The sequence below is a fragment of the Promicromonospora sp. NPDC059942 genome (genome assembly GCF_042731755.1).
In the GTDB taxonomy this organism is placed as follows: Bacteria; Actinomycetota; Actinomycetes; order Actinomycetales; family Cellulomonadaceae; genus Promicromonospora.
This window is the reverse complement of the sequence record NZ_JBHWLR010000005.1, coordinates 428,446-451,010: the sequence shown is the minus strand read 5'-3', so window position 1 is coordinate 451,010 and position 22,565 is coordinate 428,446. Positions and strand designations below refer to the sequence as shown.

The window sequence follows — 22,565 nt, the reverse complement described above, 5'->3', positions numbered from 1 at the left end:
TTGGGCTCTAAACCCGGCCTTTTTCCGGCCCGAGGAATGGGTAGAAGCGCACATCCGCGCGGGGGCGCCGCGGCGCGCTGCGCCCGTCCGGGCACGCGAAAGACGCCGTCCGCCCGAGGGCGAACGGCGTCCGACGAAGTGGCTCAGAGAGCGGCGACCGACTTCGCGATGGCCGACTTGCGGTTCGCGGCCTGGTTCGCGTGGATGACGCCCTTGGCGACAGCCTTGTCGAGCTTGCGCGACGCGGTGGCAAGGGCGACCGTCGCGGTCTCCTTGTCGCCGGCTGCGACGGCCTCGCGCACCTTGCGCACGTGGGTCTTCAGCTCCGACTTGACGGACTTGTTGCGCAGACGAGCCTTCTCGTTCGTCTTGATGCGCTTCATCTGGGACTTGATGTTTGCCACGAGTGGACTTCCTGGTGTGTTCGCCTTGCGGCGAGCGGATAGGTCGTAGAGGGCGGTCGCAGGTCCGGGACTGGGGTGGGGACCCGTGGAGAGGAACTGCGACTGTGCCCGCCGACCTGGGCGGACACGCGACCTCCAAGGTTACCAGAGGGTCCGCCCTCTCGTGGGGCGGCACGGTGTGACACCGGCTACGGGCGCTACGCAGCGTAAAGGGTCTCTGACGAGCCCCCATAGAATCCGACTATGAGTACCAGGACACTTCGGGGCCGTTTCCAATGGACCGTGGTGGTCCCCGTCCTTGCCCTGGTGCTCCTCGTCGCGACGTGGAGCAACCACGAGCACCCGGTGATCCTCACGGCGATCGGCGCCGCGCTGGTCGGCGCCGTCCTCGCCGCGGTGCACCACGCGGAGGTGATCGCCCACAAGGTCGGCGAACCCTTCGGCTCCCTCATCCTCGCGGTCGCGGTGACCGTGATCGAGGTCGGGCTGATCCTCATGCTGATGAGCGGCGGCAGCGACTCGGCGAGCACGTACGCCCGGGACACCGTCTTCGCCGCCGTGATGATCACCTTCAACGGCATCGTCGGCCTGTCCCTGCTGGTGGGGGCGAGCAAGCACCACCTGGTCAGCTTCAACGCCTCGGGCACCGGGTCCGCGCTGGCCACGGTGGTGGCGCTGGCCTCGGTCACCCTGGTCCTGCCGAGCTTCACGACGTCGGCCGAGGGCGGGGCCTACACCGCGTTCCAGCTCGGCTTCGCCGCGGTGGCGTCCCTGCTGCTGTACGGGGCGTTCGTGTTCACGCAGACGGTGCGGCACCGCGACTTCTTCCTGCCCGTCACCAGCGACAAGTACGGCCGGGTGACCGGCCTGCTCGACGAGGACGGCGACGACCACGCCGACCCGCCGCCCGCCAAGGAGGCGTGGTTCAGCGTCGCGCTGCTGATGATCGCGCTGGTCTCGGTGGTCTTCCTGGCCAAGATGCTCTCGCCCACGATCGAGCACGGGGTCGAGGCCGCGGGCCTGCCCTACACCGTCGTCGGCGTGGTGATCGCGCTGCTCGTGCTCGCGCCCGAGTCGATCGCCGCCGTCCGCAACGCCCTGCGCAACCGGGTGCAGACCAGCCTCAACCTCGCCTACGGCTCCGCCATGGCGTCGATCGGCCTGACCATCCCGACCATCGCCGTCGCGATGATCTGGATGGACGGGCCGCTCACGCTCGGCCTCGAACCGACCCAGATGGTGCTGCTCGCCGTCTCGGTGGTGGTGGCGATGCTGAGCATCACCCCGGGCCGGGCCAAGACCCTCCAGGGCGTGGTGCACCTGGTGCTGCTCGCCGCGTTCCTCGTGGTGTCGGTCCAGCCGTAAGGGTCCAGCGGCAGGTCCAAGCCGTCAGAGCGCGCCCGTGACCTTGTCGAAGATCGCGCGGTCCAGGATCGCGCCCTCGCGGCGGACGGCGTCCGGGTGGATGCGGATCACGCGGTTGAGGCGGACCTCGGACGGGCGGCCGGAGCTGTCCCAGGCGCCGGTGCCGATGTCCATCCAGCGACGGCCGGCGCGGGCCTCCTGCTCGGCGTCCCGGTCGTGGTCCTGGCTGGTGAGCTGCAGCGCGAGGAGCCAGGGCCCGTCGTTGCCCACGATCAGCACCGGCCGGTCCTTGCCCTGGCTGTGATCTTCCTCATACGGAACCCACGACCACACGACCTCGCCCGGGTCGGGCTCGCCGTCCAGCTCCGGGCGGTAGACCGGCTTGACCTTGCCCTCGAAGTCGCCGGGGTAGCCGTCGGTCTCGGGCAGGTCGCGCCCCGACGGCCGAGGGGCCCGCGGCGTCGGCCGGTCGCCCGAGGGCCGGGAGCCGGCGGGCCGGTCGCCGCCCGAGCGGCTGTCGTTCTGGTCGCCGAGGGCACGGGCCACGGCCTCGACGACGTCGCCGAGCAGCTTGATCCACGGGTTCTGGTTCACGCAGGGCAGGGTAGCCCGACGCCGGCTCGCGGGCAGGCGGGCCGACGCCGGACGGCGCGCCGCCCCGGTCCCGGCCCGACCCGGGCGACAAGTCAGGTCAGGTCGAGCGCCCGGTCCATGTACTTCACGACGTCGTTGAACATGGCCTCGGCGAGCACGTCGCCCTCGCGGCGCACGTCGTCGGGGTCGACCCGGATGACGCGGTTGATCCGCACCTCCGACTCGCGTCCCGAGGCGTCCCAGCGGCCGGTGCCGACATCCATCCAGATGCGGCCGGCGCGCGCCTCCTGCAGCAGGTCGCGGTCGTGGTCCTGGCTGGTGAGCTGGAGGCCCAGCAGCCAGGGCCCGTCCTTGCCCACGAGCAGCACCGGCCGGTCCTTGCCCTGGCTGTGGTCCTCCTCGAAGGGCACCCAGGTCCAGACCACCTCGCCCGGGTCCGGCTCGCCGTCGAGCTGGGGGTGGTAGATCGGGTGCACCTCCCCCTCGAAGTCGCCGGGGTAGCTGTTCTCTGATGCGAAGGTCACGCCTGGAACCGTACCGGAACGGGTGAAGTGCGCATCCGAGACTTACCAGGCGCAGGGGCCGACCAGGCGCAGGCCTACCCCGCGCACGCCCGCGCGAACTCCGCCAGCTCCGCCGCCATCGGCTCCGGCTCCCAGCTGTGCATGGCGCCCGGCATCTCCTTCTCGGTGCCCTTGGGCACCTGCGCCACGATGCTCGCCGCGGCCACGGGCATCTCCGGGAACGTCTGCGTCCCGTACATCGCCAGCACCGGGACCGCGACGTCGAGCGTGCCGTCCTCCAGCGCGTGCTGCGCCCACGCGAGCGACTGGGCGTCGGCCCGGTAGGCGGCGACGGTGCTCGCCAGCACGGGCCAGTCCGGGGAGGCCTCCATCCCCGCGAGCCACTCGGGCGGCATGTCCTTCATGTAGTGCCGCATGGCGTTCTCGGTGTCGCCCGCGTCGAGCAGGCGCTCGATCTCGTCGGCCCACGCCCGCGTGGTCGCGGCGGGGTCGCCCAGCGGTGCCTCCCAGAGGGCGAGGCCGGTGACGGGCAGCCCCGCGACGGCGGCCCGCAGGCTGACCGAGCAGCCCGACGAGTGCCCGACCAGCACGGCGGAACCGCCCGCGACCTCGATCATCGCGGCGACGGCCGCCAGCTCGCGGTCCAGGTCGAGGCGGCCCTCGGCGGGGCTCTCCCCGCGGCCGAGCCGGTCGAAGGTGACGGTGGTGAGGCCGGCGTCGGCGGCCCGCCGGGCGGTCTCGGCGGTGATCGGGTCGTCGGCGCGGTCCGGACCGGCGCCCGTCACGAAGACGAGGGCCGGGCCGGTGCCGCGCAGGTCGTAGGCGACGCGGTCGCCCTGGCTGGTGGTCGCGTAGTCGGTCATGTCCCGTCCGACGACGGCGGCGCGCGGAACTCATCGGTGGGACGAAAAGCGCTGGCCCGGCGGTCCGCGCCGGTGCCACGGTGTGGCCCATGCGCCTCCACGACGACGAGATCGTCTCCACGCCGGACCTCGTGCACCGGCTGGTCTCGGCCCAGCTCCCGCAGTGGTCCGGCCTGCCCGTGCGGCCGGGACCGGCCGGTGGCACCGACCACCACCTGTTCCGGCTCGGTGACGAGCTGCTGGTCCGGATGCCCAAGATCGCCTGGGCCCAGGACCAGGCCGTCGCCGACGCGCGCTGGCTCCCGCACCTCGCCGCCCACCTCCCGGTGGAGCTCCCCGTGCCCGTGGCGGTGGGGGAGCCCGGCGAGGGGTTCCCGTTCCGCTGGTCGGTGGTGCCCTGGCTGGTGGGCGAACCGCCCGCCCCCGGGAGCCTCGGCGCCGACGGCGTCCGCGACCTGGGCGAGCTCGTCGCCGCCCTGCGCACGGTGCCCGCGGACGGCGGGCCGGTCAAGGAGGGCACGTCGCGGGGCGTCCCGCTGGCCCGCCTGGACGACGACGTCCGCGCGGCGATCGCCGCCTCCGGCACCCGGGTCGACGGCCCTGCCGTGACCAAGGTCTGGGAGCGGGCGCTCGACGCCCGCCCGGCGGGGGAACCGAGCTGGCTGCACGGCGACCTGCTGCCCGGCAACCTGCTGGCGCGGGACGGGCGGCTGACCGGCGTCATCGACTGGGGTGCGGCGGGCGTGGGCGACCCGGCCGCCGACCTGATCCCGGCGTGGGGCCTGCCCCTGGCGGACGGCGACCGCGCGGACTTCCGGGCCTCGGCCACGGACGGTCTCGCCGACCCCGACGACGCCTGGGAGCGCGGGCGCGGCTGGATGCTGGTGCAGGCGGTCATCGCGCTGCCGTACTACTGGGACCGCTGGCCGGCCTTCGCCCGGGCCGGCCAGGCCAGGATCGCCACGGTGCTCGCGGGCTGACGCCGCCCGCCGACGCCACCGCCGGCGGGCGCCGCCTCGCCGCCCGCTACGGCACGATCGGCTGCGCCAGCGCCGCCTCCAGGTCGCCGCGGTCACCCGTGACGGTGAGCCCTGCCTCGTCCGGCGTCAGCCGGCGCCACAGCGTCAGGGCGAGCGCCTCGGCCGGCCCGGCCACGACGACGTCGGGCGCCACCTCGTCCGCGCGCTCGCCCGGGGCGCCGAGCACCCAGGTGGGCGCGCCGGCGAGGTCGGTCGCCACGAGCACCACCGGGAAGCGGAGCGGCTCCATGCGGCCCAGGCCCACCTGCCGGGGCTGGAGCACCGTGACCACCTCGTCGACCGTGTCGGCCCACACCTCCGGCGCCGCCCCGACGAGGCCCGCCGTGGCCGCGCCCGCGGAGGCGGCCAGCAGGTCGTGCAGGTGCACCAGCGTCTCGTGGGTCTGCCGGCGGTGCCAGAACCGCACCGGGCCGGGGCCCAGGGGCGCGGGGTGGGTCAGGACCCGGCAGTCGGCCTCGGGGTCGAGCTCGGACAGCGCCTCGCGCAGCAAGGCGGCCTGCGCGGCGTAGTGCGGCGCCAGGTCGAACGGCCCCTCGCCCAGCGCCGCGCCCTTGACCCCGCGGGCGTTGCCCGCGGCCCAGTGGTGCACGTCCGAGATGTGCTCCACGAGCTCGCGCACGGTCCAGTCGCCGCAGGCGGGGATCCGCGCGTCGGCGTCGGCGGAGGGAATCGCGGCCAGGAAGTCGTCCTGGAACCGGGCCAGCAGGGCCAGGTGGTCGAGCGTCATGGGCCGAAACGTACCGCGCCCCACCGACACCGGATCCCCCCGGTGCGCGGAGCGGGACAGCGCTCCGGATGACGACTTCCGCGAGCCGTGGAACCGTGGACCCAGCTCCGACGTTCTCCACGCGATGCGCGCCGCGCATCCGGCCCGAGGCCCTCGGTCCGAGACACAACCGCACGACCACCAGTGAAGGATCATGGACCCCGACAGTCATAGTCCCGGCCCGAACGCACGTCTCCGCACCGCCGAGGGGAGGTGGATGCGTTGACCTGGGTGATCTCCCTCCTGCTGGGGGTCGTGGTGATCCTGGTGATCACCGCCGTGACGGGGTACTTCGTCGCGCAGGAGTTCGCGTACATGGCGGTCGACCGCGCGCGGCTCGCCGCGCGCTCCGAGGCCGGCGACGCCGGGGCGCGGCGCGCGCTCGGTGTGACCCGGCGCACCAGCTTCATGCTGTCCGGCGCGCAGCTCGGCATCACGGTGACCGGCCTGCTGGTCGGCTACGTCGCCGAACCGCTCGTCGGCGAGGCGCTGGGCGAGGCCCTCGGCGGCGTCGGCGTGCCGGTCGGCACGGGCGTCGCCATCGGCACCGTCCTCGCGCTCCTGTTCTCGACGCTCGTCCAGATGCTGTTCGGCGAGCTCGTGCCCAAGAACCTGGCGATCGCGCGGGCGGAGCCGGTCGCGTTGTGGCTGGCCCGGTCCACGACGATCTACCTCGCCGTCTTCGGCTGGCTCATCAAGGTGTTCGACGCCGCCTCCAACGCGCTCCTGCGCCTGCTGCGCATCGAGCCCGTGCACGACGTCGAGCACTCGGCGACGGCCCGCGACCTGGAGCACATCGTCGCGGACTCGCGCGCCAGCGGCGACCTGCCCGGCGACCTGTCGGTGCTGCTGGACCGCATCCTGGACTTCCCGCGCCAGGACGTGGAGCACGCCATGATCCCGCGCGCCCGCGTGGGCGTGGTGCACAGCAAGGACACGCTCGCGCAGGTGCGCGAGCTGATGGCGGCGGGCCACTCCCGCTACCCGGTGGTGGACGACGACGGCGAGGTCACCGGCGTCGTGCACCTGACCGACCTGCTGGCGGCGGCGCCGGAGGCGACGACCGTCGCCGACCTGCTGCGCCCCGCGCTCGTGCTGCCCACGTCCATGGCGCTGCCCGACGCCCTGCGGGAGCTGTCGGCCACGCGCAACCAGATGGCGTGCGTCGTGGACGAGTACGGCGGCTTCGCCGGCGTGCTCACCGTCGAGGACCTCGCCGAGGAGCTCGTCGGCGAGATCACCGACGAGCACGACGACGAGATCGACCCCGTGACCGCGGCGTCGGACGGCGTCTGGGTCATGGCCGGCGACGTCCACCTCGACGAGGTGGAGCGCGCCGTCGAGCGCGACCTGCCGGAGGGCGACCACGAGACGATCGCGGGACTCGCCATCGCCGTGCACGGCTCGCTGCCCGCGGCGGGCGACGTCGTCGACGTCGTGCTGCCCGTCGACCCCGCCACCCTCGTGGCCGCGGACCCGCCACCGCCCGAGGTGCTCCGCATCGAGGTGCTGGACGTGGAGCGGCACGTGCCGTCCCACGTCCGGGTCACCGTCGTCGAGGCGCCCCCTGAGGACGAGGCGGAGACCCCCGCCGGCCACCACGCAGGTTCCGCGAACGAGGAGACCCGATGAGCAACCCCTGGGTCGTCCTCGCCGCGACCGTCCTGATCATCGCGCTGAGCGCGTTCTTCGTGGCCGTGGAGTTCGCGCTCCTGGCCGCCAAGCGGCACCGCCTGGAGGACGCCGCGCCCACCAGCCGGTCCGCGCGGGCGGCGCTGCGCAGCTCCAGCGAACTGACCGTGCTGCTGGCCGGCTCGCAGCTCGGCATCACGGTGTGCACCCTGGCGCTCGGCGCCATCACCAAGCCGGCCGTGCACCACTGGCTCACGCCGGTGTTCGAGACGTGGGGCGCGCCCTACTGGGCCGCCGACGTCGCGGGCTTCGTGCTCGCCCTGATCATCGTCACGTTCCTGCACCTCGTGGTGGGGGAGATGGCGCCCAAGTCGTGGGCCATCGCGCACCCCGAGGCCAGCGCGACGATGCTGGCGCTGCCGATGCGGGCGTTCATGGTCGTGACCCGGCCGGTGCTCGTGGCGCTCAACGGCGCCGCGAACTGGTGCCTGCGGCGCGTGGGCGTCGAGCCGGCCGACCAGGTCGCCTCCGGGCAGGGTCCGGAGGACCTGCGGCACCTCGTCGAGCACTCCGTCAGCGTGGGTGCGCTCGACCTGGCCTACTCGACCCAGCTCTCGGGCGCGCTCGACCTGCGCCGCCTGACGGTCGAGGACCTGCTGGCCGACCACGCGGCGCCGTCCGCCGTGGGGCACCACGCCACCGCCGCGCAGGTGCAGGAAGCGTCCCGCGCCTCCGGCCACCTGCGCATCCTGGTGCAGGGTGAGGGCGGGCGCCCGGAGGGCGTGGTCCACGTCCGGGACACGCTCCTGCTGGCCGACGACGCGCCCGTCACGGACGTGACCCGGCCCGTCTTCGAGCTGGCCGCGGACGTGCCGCTGCACACCGCGCTGACGAGCATGCGCGAGACGGGCAACCACCTCGCCGTCGTGCCGCGGTCGGACGCCGACGGGCCGGACGGGCCCGCGGCGGACTTCGGCGTGGTGACCCTCGCCGACGTGCTGCGGCGCCTGCTGCCGCGCACGACGGCGGGCCAGCCCGTCTGACCGGGCGGGCCTGCCGCACAGGCAGGTCCGCCTGCTAGGCCGGCGCGGTGCCGGTGGCTCAGTCGTCCAGCACCGCGTCGACCTCGCGCAGGAACGCGGGCAGGTCGCCGGGTGTGCGGGACGTGACGAGCGGGAACCCGGCGCCGTCGTCCCGCACCGCCTCCTGGTCCACCCAGGTGCCACCCGCGTTGCGGACGTCGGTGGCCAGGGACGGGTAGCTGGTGAGCGTGGCGCCCTTGAGGCGGTCGGCCTCCACGAGGGCCCACGGGCCGTGGCAGATCGCCGCGACCGGCCGGCCCGAGGAGGCGAACGCCTCGACAGCGGCTACGGCCTCAGGCCGCTGCCGCAGGTTGTCGGCGTTGAGCGTGCCGCCCGGTACGAGCAGCAGGTCGAAACCCGCGGTGTCGACGGCGTCGATCGTGGTGTCCGGCCGGACCGTCTCGCCGGGTTTCTCGTCGCTCACCAGGGTGCGGATGTCGCCGGGCTCCGCCGCCGCCACGGTCACCACCGCCCCGTGGTCGCGCAGGTGCCGCACGGGCACCAGCAGCTCGTCCTGCTCGACGCCGTAGTTGGTCACGATGGCCAGAACCTGCTTGCCGGTCAGGTGCGTCATGGTTCTCCTCTGTCGATCGTGTCGCTGTCCCGCGACCGTAAGCACGACCGCATCCCGCTCGCACGGGACGTGGGAGAATGGCAGCTGGCCCCCGCCCATCCCGGCCACGATCCTGACGACACCACCCTGACGACGGAGCGAGAACGCTTTGCCCATCCCCGGTCCTGCGCTCACGGCGCGCATCCAGCCGAATGCCACGGCGCCCGAGCTGATCCGCAACTTCTGCATCATCGCGCACATCGACCACGGCAAGTCGACCCTTGCCGACCGCATGCTCCAGCTCACGGGTGTCGTCGACGCGCGCGCGATGCGCGCCCAGTACCTGGACCGGATGGACATCGAGCGCGAGCGCGGCATCACCATCAAGTCGCAGGCCGTGCGCATGCCGTGGGAGCTCGACGGCACCCCGCACGCCCTCAACATGATCGACACGCCCGGCCACGTCGACTTCACCTACGAGGTCTCCCGGTCGCTGGCCGCGTGCGAGGGCGCCGTGCTGCTGGTCGACGCCGCGCAGGGCATCGAGGCGCAGACCCTGGCCAACCTGTACCTGGCCATGGAGAACGAGCTCGAGATCATCCCCGTCCTGAACAAGATCGACCTGCCGGCGGCCCAGCCGGAGAAGTACGCCGAGGAGCTGGCGAACCTCGTGGGCTCCGACCCGGAGGACGTGCTCAAGGTCAGCGGCAAGACGGGCGTGGGCGTCGAGGCCCTGCTCGACCGCATCGTGCAGCGGGTCCCGGCCCCGGTCGGCGACCCGGACGCCCCGGCGCGCGCCATGATCTTCGACTCCGTCTACGACACCTACCGCGGCGTCGTCACCTACGTACGGGTGGTCGACGGCGACCTGAACCCGCGCGAGAAGATCGCCATGATGTCGACGAAGGCCACGCACGAGCTGCTGGAGATCGGCGTCAGCGCGCCCGAGCCGCACCCGACCAAGGGTCTCGGCGTGGGCGAGGTGGGCTACCTGATCACCGGCGTGAAGGACGTGCGCCAGTCCAAGGTGGGCGACACCGTGACCAACGCGGCCAAGCCCGCCACCGACGCGCTCGGCGGCTACAGCGACCCCAAGCCGATGGTCTTCTCGGGCCTGTACCCGATCGACGGCTCGGACTACCCGGTGCTGCGCGACGCCCTGGACAAGCTCAAGCTCAACGACGCCGCGCTCAACTACGAGCCCGAGACGTCGGTGGCCCTCGGCTTCGGCTTCCGCGTGGGCTTCCTCGGCCTGCTGCACCTGGAGATCGTGCGCGAGCGCCTGGAGCGCGAGTTCAACCTGGACCTCATCTCCACCGCTCCGAACGTCGTCTACGACGTGACGCTGGAGGACAACACCCAGGTCGAGGTGACCAACCCGTCGGAGTTCCCCGGGGGCAAGATCAAGGAGGTCCGTGAGCCCGTCGTCAAGGCCACGATCCTCACCCCGGCCGAGTTCGTGGGCGCCGTCATGGAGCTCTCGCAGTCCAAGCGCGGCGACCTGCAGGGCATGGACTACCTGTCCGAGGACCGCGTCGAGATGCGCTACCACCTGCCGCTCGCCGAGATCGTCTTCGACTTCTTCGACCAGCTCAAGTCCAAGACCCGCGGCTACGCGTCGCTGGACTACGACACGTCCGGCGACCAGGTGGCCGACCTCGTGAAGGTCGACATCCTGCTGCAGGGCGAGCAGGTCGACGCGTTCAGCGCCATCGTGCACCGGGACAAGGCGTACTCCTACGGCGTCATGATGACGGCGAAGCTCAAGGAGCTCATCCCGCGCCAGCAGTTCGAGGTGCCCATCCAGGCGGCGATCGGCGCGCGCGTCATCGCCCGCGAGACGATCCGCGCCATGCGCAAGGACGTGCTCGCCAAGTGCTACGGCGGTGACATCAGCCGGAAGCGCAAGCTGCTGGAGAAGCAGAAGGAGGGCAAGAAGCGCATGAAGAACATCGGCTCCGTCGAGGTGCCGAAGGACGCGTTCATCGCCGCGCTCTCCTCGGACTCGGACGGCCCCAAGGACAAGAAGAAGTAGGTGCCCGCTCTTCCTCCCGGCATCCCCGTGCCCGACGACGGCGGGCTGCCCGCCTGGGCGCGCCCGTCGGGCCCGGTCGCCACCGCCCAGCCGTTCGGCGTGTACGTGCACGTCCCGTTCTGCACGGTGCGCTGCGGGTACTGCGACTTCAACACCTACACGGCGTCCGAGCTGGGCGGCGGCGCCAACCAGGCGGCCTACGCGACCACCGCGCTGCGTGAGGTCTCCCTCGCGCGGCAGGTCCTGTCCGACGCCGGACGGTCGCCCGCCGCGGTCTCGACCGTCTTCTTCGGCGGCGGCACCCCGACGATGCTGCCCGCCGAGGACCTGGCCCGCGTGCTGACCGGCATCCGGGAGGCGTGGGGCCTGGCGGACGGCGTCGAGGTCACCACCGAGGCCAACCCGGACTCCGTCACGCCCGAGTCCCTGCGCGTGCTGGCCGATGCCGGGTTCACCCGGGTCTCGTTCGGCATGCAGTCCGCGGTGCCGCACGTGCTCGCGACCCTGGAGCGCACGCACGACCCGCTGCGCATCCCCGACGTCGTCCGCTGGGCGCGGGACGCGGGCCTGGACGTGTCGCTGGACCTCATCTACGGCACGCCGGGCGAGTCCCTGGACGACTGGCGCACCAGCGTCGAGGCGGCGCTGGCCACCGGCGTCGACCACGTGTCCGCCTACGCGCTGGTGGTCGAGCCGGGCACGAAGATGGCGGCACAGGTGCGCCGTGGCGAGGTGACGCTGCCCGACGAGGACGACCAGGCCGCCAAGTACGAGCTGGCCGACGACCTGCTCACCGCGGCTGGCCTGCGCTGGTACGAGGTGTCCAACTGGTCGCGCCCCGGGCACGAGTGCCGGCACAACGTGGGCTACTGGCGGGGCGACGACTGGTGGGGCGTGGGCCCCGGCGCGCACAGCTACGTGTCGGCGCCGGACCCGGCGTCCGACGCCGCTGTGGGCGACACGACGGACGGCGACGAGCCGCCCGCCGGCGTCCGCTGGTGGAACGTGAAGCACCCCCGCGCCTACGCGACGCGGCTGGAGGCCGGGCACAGCCCGGGCGCCGGGCGCGAGCTGCTCACCCGCGAGGAGGCGCACCTGGAGCGCGTCATGCTCGGCGTGCGGCTGCGCGAGGGGCTCGACCTCGGCGTGCTCTCGGCGCAGGGGCGTACCGCGGTGGCGGGCCTCGTGGCCCGCGGCCTGCTCGACGGCCACGCCGCTCTCGGGGTCGGCGCGGCCGGGTCCGGGACGCCGGGCGGCAGCCCCGGCGCGGGCACCGCGCGCGCCGTCCTGACGCGCCGTGGGCGCCTGCTGGCCGACGCCGTCGTGCGGGACCTGACCGCCTGATCCGCGCCCCTTTTCTTCACGCAAAAGGTCCTTTTCGTTTGTTTGCACGGTGGGCGAAACCGTCGATATCTTGTGCTGTTCATACCGTTACGAGGCGGCTCGGTCCCGCCTGACAAGGGGCACGCGCATGAGCAACACCTACGGTGGCTGGAACCCGCAGGATCCCTCCTCCGGACAGCGTCCGGACCCCCGGCCGCAGGGCGGCCAACCACCGCAGCAGCCCGACCCGTACGGCCCGCGCGACCCGTACGGCCGCCCCGCCAACCCGTACGGCCGGCCGGACTACCAGCCCCCGCAGTACCCGCACGGCGGCTTCCAGCAGCAGTACCAGGCGCCGCAGCAGCAGGTCCCGGCCTACGCGCCGGTCCAGGAGCCGGAGCCGAGCCCCGACGAGGTGCCCCCGACGATCGGCGGCGCGTGGCGCTGGGCCTGGGGCGCGTTCGGCGCGAGCTGGGGCATCTGGGTGCTGATGAGCCTCGCCCTCGGTGTCGCGCAGGTCGCGGTCGTCCTCCTGTTCAGCCCGTCCACCATGGACGCCCTGTCGAGCTCCACCGACCCGGTGGCGCTCGACGCCGCACTGGCCGCCGGGCAGTCGTTCGAGGCCAAGGCGCTGGGCGCGGCGGGCACCGCGATCAGCTTCCTGCTGCAGGCTCTCCTGTACGCGGGCGCGCTCGCCGCCACCCGGACCCGCAAGGTCCGGTTCCGGGACTTCTTCCTGCTGCGCGGCTTCGGCGGCCTGGTCGCGTACGCACTCCTCGCGGGGGTGATCGGGTTCGTCAGCACCGTCGTCCCGGTGGTGGGCGGCCTGGTCCAGCTCGTCTGCACGCTCCTCCTGCTCCCGGTGCCCTTCCTGCTGCTCAACGGCGTGGGCTTCGGCCGGGCGCTCGGCCGCGGCGTCGGGCTGGTGCTGTCCCATCTCGGCGCCGCGCTCGCGTTCTTCGGGATCTTCGCCGGCCTGGCCGTCGCGTCGGTCGTCACGTGCGGGACCGGCCTCGTGGTGGTCGCGCCGGCGATGCTGCTGATGGGGGCCTACCTCGTCCAGCGGTGGACCAGGGAGCCGGTCCGGTCCTGACCTGCGGGTAACAACTCCGCGGTTGCACATGCGGAATTGCGGAGAAAAGGTGAAGGTGGCTTCGGATCACTGAACAGTGAAAAGGGGACACACATGACCGAGAACACTCCGCAGAACCCGTACGAGCCGGGAGCCGGCGGCCCGACGCCGCCGCAGAACCCGGCCGGCGGTCCGGCACAGCCGGGCGGGCCCGCGCAGCCGCCGCCTTACGGCGCCGGCGAGCAGTCGCCCTACGGCGCCGGTCAGCAGTCGCCGTACGGCGGCGCCACCCAGCCTCCGCCCTACGGCGGGGCGGGTCAGCCGCCGGCCTACGGGGGTCAGGGCGCGCCCTACGGCACGCAGTCGGCCGCGCCGTTCGCCGTCGGCGAGGCACTGAGCTTCGGGTGGAGCCGGTTCACGGGGAACTGGCTCTTCTGGGTGCTCTTCGTCCTGCTCTCGTTCGCCGTGGGCGCCATCTTCAACGCCGGCTCGTTCGGCGACTACCAGGAGATCAACCAGGCCGCGATGCGCGGCGACATCAGCTCGTCCACGGCGACCGGGGTGTCGTTCGGCGGTTCGCTGCTCGGGCTGATCGGTGGAATCATCAACTCGATCCTCGGCGCCCTCGGGATCAACGCGGCCCTGCGTGAGGTCTCCGGCGAGAAGGCGACCTGGGGCACGCTCTTCAAGGTCAACAGCTACCCGATGATCATCCTGGCGGCGCTCCTGCTGCTGGTCGCCGGCTTCGTGGGCCTGCTGCTGTGCGGCCTGGGCCTCATCGCCCTGGCGATCTTCGCGCCGTTCACCTACCACAACGTGGTTGACCGCAACCTCAACGCGTGGGACGCGCTGACCGGCTCGTTCCGCCTGGTGGGGCAGAACTTCGGCTCGGTGTTCCTGCTGGAGCTCGCGCTCCTGGGCATCAACATCGTGGGCGCGCTGGTGTGCGGGCTCGGCCTGTTCGTCACGATCCCGCTGTCGCTGCTGGCGCTGGCCTTCGCGTTCCGCCGCCTCACCGGCGGACCGGTCGCCAGCGGTCCGGCGACGGCAAGCCCGGGCACGATGGGTCCCGCCGTCGCCTGAGCCGCCCGACTGATCGCCGAGTCAGCATGCTGGTCGCGGACCAGCATGCTGACTCGGCGCACGTCGGCTACTTGATGAAGCGGATGTTCACCGGGTAGCGGTAGGGCGCGCCCTTTCCGTTCTCGACGGCAGCCAGGATCTGGAACACGACCGCGGCGATGAGCACGATGTACAGGATCGTGCCGAGGCCGAACGTGACCGCGGCGATGATCGCGAGCGCCACGTTCGCGATGATCACGGTGATCGTGAAGTTCAGCGACTCCTTCGCCTCCTGCTCCACGAACCGGCTGCGGTCCTTGAAGACCAGCCAGATCACCAGCGGCGGCACGAACGAGAAGATGATGGCGCCGACCTGGGCGAAGACCGTCCACATGCGCTCGTCCGACGGGGTGAGCGGCTGGGGCTGGTACGGCGCGCCGGGGCCGTAGCCGGGGCTGTACGCCGGACCCGCCGCCGGCGGACCCTGGTAGGGCGACTGTGGCTGGGGCGTCCCGTAGGCCGGGGCGTCCTGCGGCTGCTGAGGTGCGGGGCCGGGCTGCTGCGGCGCCGGGCCGGGCTGCTGAGGAGTCTGCGGCTCCTGCGGGTTTTCGGACATATGACCAACCGTAGAGGCTGCGCCTTACGAGAGGGTCACGAAATCGATAAGTTCTTCGACCCTGCCGAGCAGCGCCGGGTCGAGGTCCCGGAAGTCGCGCACGGTGCCGAGGATCCGCTGCCAGCCGCGGGCGACGTCCGCCTGCGTCTGCGCAGGCCAGCCCAGGGACCGCAGGATGCCCAGCTTCCACTCGGTACCGCGGTCGATTACGGGCCAGCGCTCGAGCCCGAGGCGCTCGGCGCGCACGGCCTGCCACACGTCGACGTAGGGGTGGCCCAGCACCAGCACGGTCCCCGTGGGGACGGTGCGCAGCGCCTCGTCGGTGAGCCGCTGCTCCTTCGACCCGGGCACCAGGTGGTCCACGAGCACGCCGACCCGCCGTTCGGCGTCGGGCCCGAACTCGGCGAGGCGCTCGGCGAGGTGGTCCACGCCGTCGAGCATCTCGACCACCACGCCCTCGATCCGCAGGTCGTCGCCCCAGACCTTCTCCACGAGCTCGGCGTCGTGCTTGCCCTCCACCCAGATGCGGCTGCCGCGGGCGACGCGCGCCCGGGCGCCGTGCACCGCGACGGACCCGGAGGCCGTGCGGGTGGGCTGCGCCGGCGCGCGGTTCACGACGGGCGCGGTGAGCACGACGGGCTTGCCCTCGACCCAGAACCCCGGGCCGAGCGGGAAGGTGCGGGTGCGACCGCGGCGGTCCTCCAGGACCACCACGTGCATGCCGCCCGACTTCTCGACGCGCACCACGGCGCCGACCCAGCCGGTCTCGACCTCCTCGACCACGAGGCCCAGCTCGGCGGGCGTGGGCTGCGACGTCGGCCGCCGCCCTCGCTGCGCGCCAGGGAACTGGGGGGACAGCACATCGGCTCCATACCGTTCGTCGACCACGCCGCGAGCCTAGGTCGCCCCTCCCGTTGAGTGCTGGATATCCGCGCTTCCGGAGTGTCATTCGGCGCAGATAGCCCGCACTCAACGAGGTCGGGTGGGCGGGGCGGGCGGGGTAGGCGGGTCGGGTCAGCGGCTCGCGCGGAGCGCCGCCTCCGTGCGGGTGGCGACGCCGAGCTTGCGGAGGATCGCCGAGACGTGCACCGACGCGGTCTTGGCGGAGATGAACAGCCGCTCGGCGATCTGCCCGTTCGTCAGGCCCTCGGCCACCAGGGCCAGCACCTGCCGCTCGCGGGCGGTGAGCGCGTCCGTCCCCGCGCCCGACGGCGGAGTGCCGGCTGCCCCCTCCACCAGGCCCGCGCGGTCGATGAGACCCTGCGCCTGCCGGACGACCAGTCCCGCACCGATCTTCTCCGCCTCCACGACCGCCGAGCCGAGCGCCGCCCGGGCCCCGGCGCGGTCGGCGACGTCGAGCAGCCGCGCGCCCTCGCGGTACAGCGCGTACGGGCGCAGGTGCACGGGTCCGGGACCGGGCAGGTCGGCGACCGTCGTCCAGGGTCCGGTGCCGAGCTCCGCCTCGAACAGCGCCGACCACAACGGGAACGTCGGCCAGTGCGCGCACGCGGCGAGGGCCGCGCGGTAGGGGGCGTCGTCGACGTCCTGCCCGGCGGCGCGCAGCCGGGCGATCGCCTGGGCCGCCACGCCGAGCTGTTGCAGGTCGTAGGCCGGCATGCACGGGCGGTCCGAGGCGACCACCACCGACATGCGCTCCAGGGCCTCGGCCGGCTCGTCGCGCAGCAGCGCGAGCTCCGCCAGCGTCACGCTGGTGCGCGACCTGATCTGCTCCTCCAGGCGCCCGAACCGCTCCCAGGTCGGGACCCTGCGGCGTGCCTCTGCCTGCGCCTGCTCCACCTCGCCCCGCCACATCATGAGCCAGATCCGGCGCTCGCTGAGGTAGGCGGAGTACACGCTGTCGTGGATCGGCGGGATCGTGCGCTCGTACCAGGCGGCGGCCTCGGCCCAGTCGCCGCGCCCGATCTGCGCCTCGGCGAGGTTTCCCTCGATCATGAGCCGGGTCGAGTCGGACGAGCCGTGCCGGCGCGCGGCGCCGATCCCCTCCTGGGCGATCTCCGCGGCCCGGCCCCAGTCACCCACGACGAGCCGGGCGTCCGAACCGTTGACGTAGTACCGGCTCAGCCCGTGCCACGTGTCCCCGGCCGCCTCGCGGCCGGCGTCGATCTCCGCGAAGCCGCCGGTGTCGCCGAGCTGCACGCGGCTCACGCCCCGCAGGTTCAGCGTGACGGACACGACCTCGGCGTCGCCGATCGCACGGGCTGCGTCGTGGGCAGCCGTCGCGGCCTCGATCGCCTCCCGGGGCCGGCCGCCGAGCATCGCGCGGCGCGCCCGCAGCATCAGGAGCTGGCCGCGCACGACGTCGTCCCGGCCGGGCTCGACCAGCGCCAGGGCCCGTTCGATGAGCTCGGGCCCCTCGTCCGAGCCGGCGTGGCCCGCGATGAGCGCCGCGTCGGAGAGCATGCCGACGAGTCCCGCCGGGTCGTCCTCGGGCCACTCGGCGATCGCCTCGTGCGCCACGGCCAGGGCGCGGGCGCTCCGGGTCGAGCCGCGCAGGACCTCGGCGACCGACCGCAGCAGCTCGTGGTGCGGCAGCCCGGCGACGGCCTCCGGTTCGCGCACCTGCTGCCAGAGCTCCAGGGCCCGTTCACCCAGTGCGACCGCGGTGGACGACGCCGCGCCCGCCGCGGCCGTCCGGTGCCCCTCGACGGCCGCGGCGAGCGCCTTGTCGGGCATCCCCGCGCGCCACCAGTGGTCGGCGATGCGGGACAGCTTCGCCACCGAGTGGGCGCGCCGGACGAGGGCCCGCTCCAGGGCCCGCGCGTAGGCGGCGTGCAGGCGGTGCCGCTCGCCGGGCAGCAGCTCGGCGTACACGGCCTCCTGGACCAGCGCGTGCCGGAAGGCGTAGCCGACCTCGGTGACCACCAGCACCTGGGCCTCGACCGCCTCGCGGACGGTCTCCTCCGCCTCGGCCCCGGTCTGCGGGGCGCGCTGTCCCGGCCCCGTCGAGGCGTCCGCCAGGACGTCGTCGAGCACGTCGTACCAGACGCGCGGGCCGGCGGCGGCGACCACGCGGCACAGCGACCGGGCCTCCCGGCTCAGGTTCCAGTAGCGCAGCAGGAGGATGTCGCGCAGGGAGTCGGGCAGGTCGGTGCCGAGGAAACCGATCAGCTCCTCGACGTAGAAGGGGACGCCCTCGCTGCGGTCCGCCAGGTCGGCGAGCTGCTCGGCGTCGAGGCCGACGTCGAGCAGGTCCTGTGCCATCTCGTGGACCTCGGTCTCGCCCAGGCGCGTCAGCTCGAGACGGGTGGTGAGCCGCGCCCGGTCGAGCTCGGCCAGGACGACGCGGAGGGGGTGCCCGCGGGAGACGTCGTCGCTGCGGTAGGTGAGCAGCAGGAGCAGGCCCGGCGGCGTGGTGCGGGCGAGGCGGAGCGCGACGGCGCGCGTGACGTCGTCGGACCAGTGCAGGTCCTCGATGACCACCACGACGGGTCGTTCGCCCGCGAGCCCGGCGAGCAGGTCGGTGAGGACCTCGGGGACCCGGTCGGCCCCGGCGTCGGGCGCGGGTGCGACGAGCTGGGGGGCGAGGGCGGACAGGGCGCCGGCCGAGGGTCCGGCCGCGGCGACGACCGCCTCGGGGCCCATCGTCCGGACAACGCCGCCCAGGAGTCCGACCAGGGCGGCATACGGGAGGGGCCCGGAGCCCTCGTCGGCGCACTGGCCGACGATCACGTGGGCGTCGTCGGCCCGGGAGGTGAGCTCGTCGAGCAGGCGGGTCTTGCCGATCCCGGCCTCGCCGGCGATCACGAGGGTGCGGCTGCCGCCCGAGCGGACGTCGGCGAGAGCGGCCTCGAGCGCGCCGAGCTCGGGGGCTCGGCCCACCAGGCGGGCACGGGGGACCGGCATGGGCTCATCGTCCCATGCCGGTCCGTGGTCGTTCCGTTCTTTTCCGTCGGCCTGCCCGCCGTCTCCGTGGGCCGGCCCGCTGCCCGGCACGGTCGTCCTTCCCGGGGGATCAGGCGACGCGCGGCCGGACGGCGTCGGCCGCCTTGGCCCGGGCACCGCGCTCGGCGGTGCGCTGCGCGGCGGCCTGGCGGCGGGCCGCGTCCTTCTGCTCACGGGCCACGCGGGCCCGCTCGTTGCGCTGGTCGAGCTCCCGCTCGTTGCGGCTGTACTCGGCGTAGTCCGTAAAACCGAACATGGTGTTCCTCCTGGTGTCACCGCCGGCCCCTCGCCGGCAGTGATTCCAGGTTCGTCTGTGAGGTACGTCGCGCGGATCGGGCGGTCGCCGCATCTTTTCCGACGGGTTCGCGGTGCGGGGTGGGCGCGCCTAAGGCATCGCCCTATGCTCGGTGCTCAGCCCTTGGCGAACGGTAGGACATGCAGGTCAGCCGCGTGTTCGCCGGGGCGGGACGGCGTGGCCGGCCCGGGTGCGCACGGCGTGCGGCGGGTCGGCGACCCGGCGGGTGGCGCGTGCCGCGTAGGATTGGCACTCGGTCGGTGAGAGTGCTGGAAGGCAGTGTCGGTGAGCGGGCCGGAACCCGGGTGCACGTCCCGGACGTTCTACCTGGGGACGGAGGTGAGCGCGGTGAGCGAGGAACGCAGACTCGATGTCCTGCGGGCCATCGTGGAGGACTATGTCCGCACACGGGAGCCCGTCGGTTCGCGCATCCTCACGGAGCGCCACCAGCTCGGCGTCTCCCCGGCCACGGTCCGCAACGACATGGCCGCCCTGGAGGAGGCCGGGCTCATCGCCCAGCCGCACACCTCGGCGGGGCGCATCCCCACCGACAAGGGCTACCGCCTCTTCGTGGACCAGCTCGCCGAGGTCCGGCCGCTGTCCGTCCCGCAGAAGCGGGCCATCGAGACCTTCCTCTCCGAGGCGGTCGACCTGGACGACGTCGTGGCCCGCGCCGGGCGGCTCATCGCCCAGCTCACCGGCCAGGTCGCCGTGGTGCAGTACCCGTCGCTGCGGCGGTCCGGGCTGCGGCACCTGGAGCTCGTGCCGACGGCCGAGGGGCGGCTCCTCGTCGTCGTCATCACGGACACCGGCCGGGTGGAGCAGCGCTTCCTCGACGTGCCGGTCGACCTGGACGACGGCACGCTCGGCGAGCTGCGCGCCCGCCTGAACGCGGCGACCGCCGGCCGCCGGCTCGCCGACCTCGGTGACGTGTTCGCCGGGGTCGCCGAGGCGATGCCGGCCGAGCACCGCCCGCTGGCGACGGCCGTCGCCGAGGTGGTCACCGCCGCGCTCGCCGAGGAGAGCGAGGAACGGATCGTGCTGACCGGCCAGGCCAATTTGGCACGGTCCGGCATGCGTTTCGAGCAGGGCCTGCGGCCCGTCCTGGAGGCGCTCGAGGAGCAGGTCGTCCTGCTCGGCCTCCTCACCGACATGACCGACGACGCCAAGGTGGCGGTGAGCATCGGGCACGAGAACCGGCTGGCGGGACTGGCGGAGGCCTCCGTCGTCACGTCCGGCTACGGCTCGTCCGACGGCGACACCGTCGCGATCCTGAGCTCGATCGGCCCCACCCGTATGGACTATCCGGGCACCATCGCCGCGGTCCGCGCCGTCGCGCGCTACCTGTCGCGAGTGCTGCCCGGCTGACTACTCACCTCATCACGAAGAGAGACCTGTGACCGACTACTACGAGATTCTCGGTGTTCCGCGCGACGCCTCGCCCGAGCAGATCAAGAAGGCATACCGCAAGCTGGCCCGCGAGCTGCACCCGGACGTGGCCGGCGACGCGGGCGAGGACCGGTTCAAGGACGTCGCGCGCGCGTACGAGGTGCTGTCCAACCCCGACAAGCGCCAGCAGTACGACATGGGCGTCGACCCGACGTCCCCCGGCGGCGGCGCGGGCGGCGGGTTCGGCGCCGGGTTCGGGTTCCAGGACATCTTCGAGACCTTCTTCGGCGGCGGGCAGCCGACCGGCCCCGTCCCGCGCGCCCGGCGCGGCAACGACGCGCTCGTGCGCCTCGACCTCGACCTCGCCGAGGCCGTGTTCGGCGCCAAGCGCGAGATCCAGGTCGACACCGCGGTGGTCTGCAACACCTGCGGCGGCGACGGCGCGCGGCCGGGCACCCACGCCCGCACCTGCGACGTCTGCCAGGGCCGCGGCTCCGTGCAGCGCGTCGCCCGCTCGTTCCTCGGCCAGGTCATGACCAACCAGCCGTGCTCCGCCTGCGGCGGCTTCGGCACCGTGATCCCCGAGCCCTGCACCGACTGCTCCGGCGAGGGCCGGGTGCGCTCGCGGCGCACCGTCGCGGTCAACGTGCCCGCGGGCGTCGACACCGGTACGCGCATCAAGCTCTCCGCGCAGGGCGAGGTGGGCCCCGGCGGCGGCCCCGCCGGCGACCTGTACGTCGAGATCCGCGAGCGCGCGCACGACACGTTCGTGCGGCGCGGCGACGAGCTGCACTGCACCCTCCAGGTGCCGATGACGGCGGCCGCGCTCGGCACGGTGCTCGAGCTCGACACGCTGGACGGCCTGCAGGAGATCGACCTGCGACCGGGCACGCAGCCCGGCCAGGTCATGACCCTCAAGGGTCTCGGCGTGGGGCACCTGCACTCCAACGGGCGCGGCGACCTCAACGTGCACATCGAGGTCCACGTCCCCACGAACCTCGACGAGGAGCAGACCGCGTTGATGCAGCAGCTCGCGACGCTGCGCGGCGAGGAGCGGCCCGAGCCGCGGCTCGCCACGGTCCAGGGCGGCGTCTTCTCGCGCCTGCGCGACAAGCTCAGCGGGCGCTGACCGCGCACCCATGAGCGCGCCAGTCTTTCTCGCCGAGGCCTCCGCCGCCCACCCGCTGTCCGAGTACGGCGCGGGCGCGCTCTACGTGCTCGACGGCGCCGAGGGCCGGCACGCCGGCGTCGTCCAGCGGCGCGGGCCGGGGGAGCGGATCGACGTGGTCGACGGCGCGGGCGTGCGCCTGCGGACCGTCGTCGAGGCCGTGCACGGCGCCGAGGTGCACCTGCGCGTCGAGCAGGCCGTCGTCGAGCCCGTGCCCGACGTCGTCGTGACGCTCGTCCAGGCCCTCGCCAAGGGCGACCGCGACGAGATGGCGATCGAGGCCGCCACGGAGACCGGGGTGGACGCGATCATCCCGTGGCAGGCCGAACGGTCCGTGGTCGTGTGGCGCGGGGACCGCGCGGCGAAGTCGCGGGCCCGCTGGGTCAGCACCGTGCGGGCCGCCACGAAGCAGGCCCGCCGGGCGCGCATCCCCGACGTCGACGTGTCCCTGAGCACCAAGCAGCTCGCGGCCCGCACGCGCGACGTGGTCGCAGCGGGCGGGGCGGTGGTGGTGCTGCACGAGGAGGCGACGACGGGCCTGTCGGCGGTCGCGCTGCCCGACGCCGGCGCGCTGCTCCTCGTCGTCGGACCCGAGGGCGGGATCTCGGAGGCCGAGGTCGCCCTGCTCACGGAGGCGGGTGCGACCACGGCCCGCCTGGGCCCCCACGTCCTGCGCACGTCGACGGCGGGCCCGATAGCGATCGCCCTCCTGAGCGACCGCCTGGGCCGCTGGTAACCCCAGCCCCCACCCCGCCCCCCGCCCCCCCCGAAACCGTTGAGTGGTGGGGGTTTTTTTTTTTTTTTTGTTTCCAAGACAAAACAAACAACCCCCCACCAAAAAGGGGGGGGGTCTTTTTGTTTTGCTTTCCCCCCCGTGTT

General features: G+C 73.3%; 21 protein-coding genes. 11 read left to right on the top strand and 10 right to left on the bottom strand.

Annotated elements, in window-relative coordinates; translation table 11 throughout:
* Positions 1-143 precede the first annotated feature (143 nt).
* Positions 144-404, bottom strand: coding sequence for a 30S ribosomal protein S20 (gene rpsT / locus ACFV9Q_RS11415; RefSeq protein ID WP_026365415.1), 261 nt, complete (start codon positions 402-404; stop codon positions 144-146).
* Positions 405-647: 243 nt separating this feature from the next.
* On the opposite strand from rpsT, the gene ACFV9Q_RS11410 reads away from it, so the two are divergent.
* Positions 648-1,769 carry a calcium:proton antiporter gene (locus ACFV9Q_RS11410; RefSeq protein WP_377234512.1) on the top strand — a complete coding sequence of 374 codons (1,122 nt, stop codon included), beginning with the start codon at positions 648-650 and terminating at the stop codon, positions 1,767-1,769.
* A 24-nt stretch (positions 1,770-1,793) separates the two neighbouring features.
* On the opposite strand, the gene ACFV9Q_RS11405 is transcribed toward ACFV9Q_RS11410, so the two are convergent.
* The 3 genes from ACFV9Q_RS11405 to ACFV9Q_RS11395 all read right to left on the bottom strand — a co-directional run bounded on the left by ACFV9Q_RS11405 (position 1,794) and on the right by ACFV9Q_RS11395 (position 3,750).
* Entirely contained in the window at positions 1,794-2,363 is a 570-nt protein-coding gene (locus ACFV9Q_RS11405; RefSeq protein ID WP_377234511.1) for a type II toxin-antitoxin system PemK/MazF family toxin, read from the bottom strand.
* 92 nt (positions 2,364-2,455) lie between these two features.
* Positions 2,456-2,887, bottom strand: a complete 432-nt coding sequence (locus tag ACFV9Q_RS11400) for a type II toxin-antitoxin system PemK/MazF family toxin (protein WP_377230794.1) — start codon at positions 2,885-2,887, stop codon at positions 2,456-2,458.
* A gap of 74 nt (positions 2,888-2,961) precedes the next feature.
* Positions 2,962-3,750 carry an alpha/beta fold hydrolase gene (locus ACFV9Q_RS11395; protein ID WP_377234510.1) on the bottom strand — a complete coding sequence of 263 codons (789 nt, stop codon included), beginning with the start codon at positions 3,748-3,750 and terminating at the stop codon, positions 2,962-2,964.
* Between the two features lie 89 nt (positions 3,751-3,839).
* Here ACFV9Q_RS11395 and ACFV9Q_RS11390 point away from each other — a divergent pair, with 89 nt between their 5' ends.
* The gene (locus ACFV9Q_RS11390) at positions 3,840-4,730 is read left to right on the top strand and encodes an aminoglycoside phosphotransferase family protein (RefSeq protein WP_377234509.1); all 891 of its coding nucleotides are present in this window, start codon (positions 3,840-3,842) and stop codon (positions 4,728-4,730) included.
* A gap of 46 nt (positions 4,731-4,776) precedes the next feature.
* Here ACFV9Q_RS11390 and ACFV9Q_RS11385 read toward each other — a convergent pair whose 3' ends face one another.
* On the bottom strand, positions 4,777-5,517 hold the full coding sequence (locus ACFV9Q_RS11385) for a maleylpyruvate isomerase N-terminal domain-containing protein (RefSeq protein ID WP_377234508.1): 741 nt from the start codon (positions 5,515-5,517) through the stop codon (positions 4,777-4,779).
* Positions 5,518-5,778: 261 nt separating this feature from the next.
* Here ACFV9Q_RS11385 and ACFV9Q_RS11380 point away from each other — a divergent pair, with 261 nt between their 5' ends.
* Positions 5,779-7,188, top strand: coding sequence for a hemolysin family protein (locus ACFV9Q_RS11380; RefSeq protein ID WP_377234507.1), 1,410 nt, complete (start codon positions 5,779-5,781; stop codon positions 7,186-7,188).
* Positions 7,185-8,231: a hemolysin family protein gene (locus tag ACFV9Q_RS11375; protein WP_377230789.1), complete on the top strand. Its 1,047-nt coding sequence runs from the start codon at positions 7,185-7,187 to the stop codon at positions 8,229-8,231. Before ACFV9Q_RS11380 ends, ACFV9Q_RS11375 begins: the two co-directional genes overlap by 4 nt.
* A 58-nt stretch (positions 8,232-8,289) precedes the next feature.
* Here the strand turns inward: ACFV9Q_RS11375 and ACFV9Q_RS11370 are convergent, their stop codons facing one another.
* On the bottom strand, positions 8,290-8,844 hold the full coding sequence (locus tag ACFV9Q_RS11370; protein ID WP_377234506.1) for a DJ-1/PfpI/YhbO family deglycase/protease: 555 nt from the start codon (positions 8,842-8,844) through the stop codon (positions 8,290-8,292).
* A gap of 148 nt (positions 8,845-8,992) precedes the next feature.
* Between ACFV9Q_RS11370 and lepA the strand changes: the two genes are divergently transcribed.
* The 4 genes from lepA to ACFV9Q_RS11350 all read left to right on the top strand — a co-directional run bounded on the left by lepA (position 8,993) and on the right by ACFV9Q_RS11350 (position 14,336).
* Positions 8,993-10,858, top strand: coding sequence for a translation elongation factor 4 (gene lepA / locus ACFV9Q_RS11365; RefSeq protein WP_377230787.1), 1,866 nt, complete (start codon positions 8,993-8,995; stop codon positions 10,856-10,858).
* Positions 10,859-12,202: a radical SAM family heme chaperone HemW gene (hemW, locus tag ACFV9Q_RS11360; RefSeq protein WP_377234505.1), complete on the top strand. Its 1,344-nt coding sequence runs from the start codon at positions 10,859-10,861 to the stop codon at positions 12,200-12,202.
* Positions 12,203-12,329: 127 nt separating this feature from the next.
* Positions 12,330-13,274, top strand: coding sequence for a hypothetical protein (locus ACFV9Q_RS11355; protein WP_377234504.1), 945 nt, complete (start codon positions 12,330-12,332; stop codon positions 13,272-13,274).
* 93 nt (positions 13,275-13,367) lie between these two features.
* Positions 13,368-14,336, top strand: a complete 969-nt coding sequence (locus ACFV9Q_RS11350) for a hypothetical protein (RefSeq protein WP_377234503.1) — start codon at positions 13,368-13,370, stop codon at positions 14,334-14,336.
* A gap of 67 nt (positions 14,337-14,403) precedes the next feature.
* Here the strand turns inward: ACFV9Q_RS11350 and ACFV9Q_RS11345 are convergent, their stop codons facing one another.
* From ACFV9Q_RS11345 to ACFV9Q_RS11330, 4 genes are all read right to left on the bottom strand, one after another.
* A complete protein-coding gene (locus tag ACFV9Q_RS11345; RefSeq protein WP_377234502.1) occupies positions 14,404-14,931 on the bottom strand; it encodes a DUF4870 domain-containing protein in 528 nt (175 codons plus the stop codon).
* Positions 14,932-14,955: 24 nt separating this feature from the next.
* Positions 14,956-15,819, bottom strand: coding sequence for a DUF3097 domain-containing protein (locus ACFV9Q_RS11340; protein WP_377231774.1), 864 nt, complete (start codon positions 15,817-15,819; stop codon positions 14,956-14,958).
* Between the two features lie 126 nt (positions 15,820-15,945).
* A complete protein-coding gene (locus tag ACFV9Q_RS11335; RefSeq protein WP_377234501.1) occupies positions 15,946-18,795 on the bottom strand; it encodes an ATP-binding protein in 2,850 nt (949 codons plus the stop codon).
* A gap of 109 nt (positions 18,796-18,904) precedes the next feature.
* A complete protein-coding gene (locus ACFV9Q_RS11330; RefSeq protein ID WP_377234500.1) occupies positions 18,905-19,090 on the bottom strand; it encodes a hypothetical protein in 186 nt (61 codons plus the stop codon).
* 387 nt (positions 19,091-19,477) lie between these two features.
* Here ACFV9Q_RS11330 and hrcA point away from each other — a divergent pair, with 387 nt between their 5' ends.
* Genes hrcA through ACFV9Q_RS11315 form a run of 3 tightly spaced genes read left to right on the top strand, consistent with a single transcriptional unit; the run spans position 19,478 to position 22,422 of the window.
* Positions 19,478-20,497: a heat-inducible transcriptional repressor HrcA gene (gene hrcA, locus ACFV9Q_RS11325; RefSeq protein WP_377234499.1), complete on the top strand. Its 1,020-nt coding sequence runs from the start codon at positions 19,478-19,480 to the stop codon at positions 20,495-20,497.
* 28 nt (positions 20,498-20,525) lie between these two features.
* Positions 20,526-21,647: a molecular chaperone DnaJ gene (gene dnaJ / locus ACFV9Q_RS11320; protein ID WP_377231778.1), complete on the top strand. Its 1,122-nt coding sequence runs from the start codon at positions 20,526-20,528 to the stop codon at positions 21,645-21,647.
* 10 nt (positions 21,648-21,657) lie between these two features.
* A complete protein-coding gene (locus tag ACFV9Q_RS11315; protein ID WP_377234498.1) occupies positions 21,658-22,422 on the top strand; it encodes a 16S rRNA (uracil(1498)-N(3))-methyltransferase in 765 nt (254 codons plus the stop codon).
* Positions 22,423-22,565 lie beyond the last annotated feature (143 nt).

Coding starts and splice junctions, on each gene's coding strand:
- ACFV9Q_RS11395 (WP_377234510.1), bottom strand. CDS start 3,750: ATGACCGACTACGCGACCACCAGCCAGGGCGACCGCGTCGCCTACGAC.
- ACFV9Q_RS11385 (WP_377234508.1), bottom strand. CDS start 5,517: ATGACGCTCGACCACCTGGCCCTGCTGGCCCGGTTCCAGGACGACTTC.
- ACFV9Q_RS11390 (WP_377234509.1), top strand. CDS start 3,840: ATGCGCCTCCACGACGACGAGATCGTCTCCACGCCGGACCTCGTGCAC.
- ACFV9Q_RS11330 (WP_377234500.1), bottom strand. CDS start 19,090: ATGTTCGGTTTTACGGACTACGCCGAGTACAGCCGCAACGAGCGGGAG.
- ACFV9Q_RS11355 (WP_377234504.1), top strand. CDS start 12,330: ATGAGCAACACCTACGGTGGCTGGAACCCGCAGGATCCCTCCTCCGGA.
- ACFV9Q_RS11375 (WP_377230789.1), top strand. CDS start 7,185: ATGAGCAACCCCTGGGTCGTCCTCGCCGCGACCGTCCTGATCATCGCG.
- ACFV9Q_RS11410 (WP_377234512.1), top strand. CDS start 648: ATGAGTACCAGGACACTTCGGGGCCGTTTCCAATGGACCGTGGTGGTC.
- ACFV9Q_RS11370 (WP_377234506.1), bottom strand. CDS start 8,844: ATGACGCACCTGACCGGCAAGCAGGTTCTGGCCATCGTGACCAACTAC.
- ACFV9Q_RS11315 (WP_377234498.1), top strand. CDS start 21,658: ATGAGCGCGCCAGTCTTTCTCGCCGAGGCCTCCGCCGCCCACCCGCTG.
- ACFV9Q_RS11345 (WP_377234502.1), bottom strand. CDS start 14,931: ATGTCCGAAAACCCGCAGGAGCCGCAGACTCCTCAGCAGCCCGGCCCG.
- ACFV9Q_RS11350 (WP_377234503.1), top strand. CDS start 13,368: ATGACCGAGAACACTCCGCAGAACCCGTACGAGCCGGGAGCCGGCGGC.
- ACFV9Q_RS11335 (WP_377234501.1), bottom strand. CDS start 18,795: ATGCCGGTCCCCCGTGCCCGCCTGGTGGGCCGAGCCCCCGAGCTCGGC.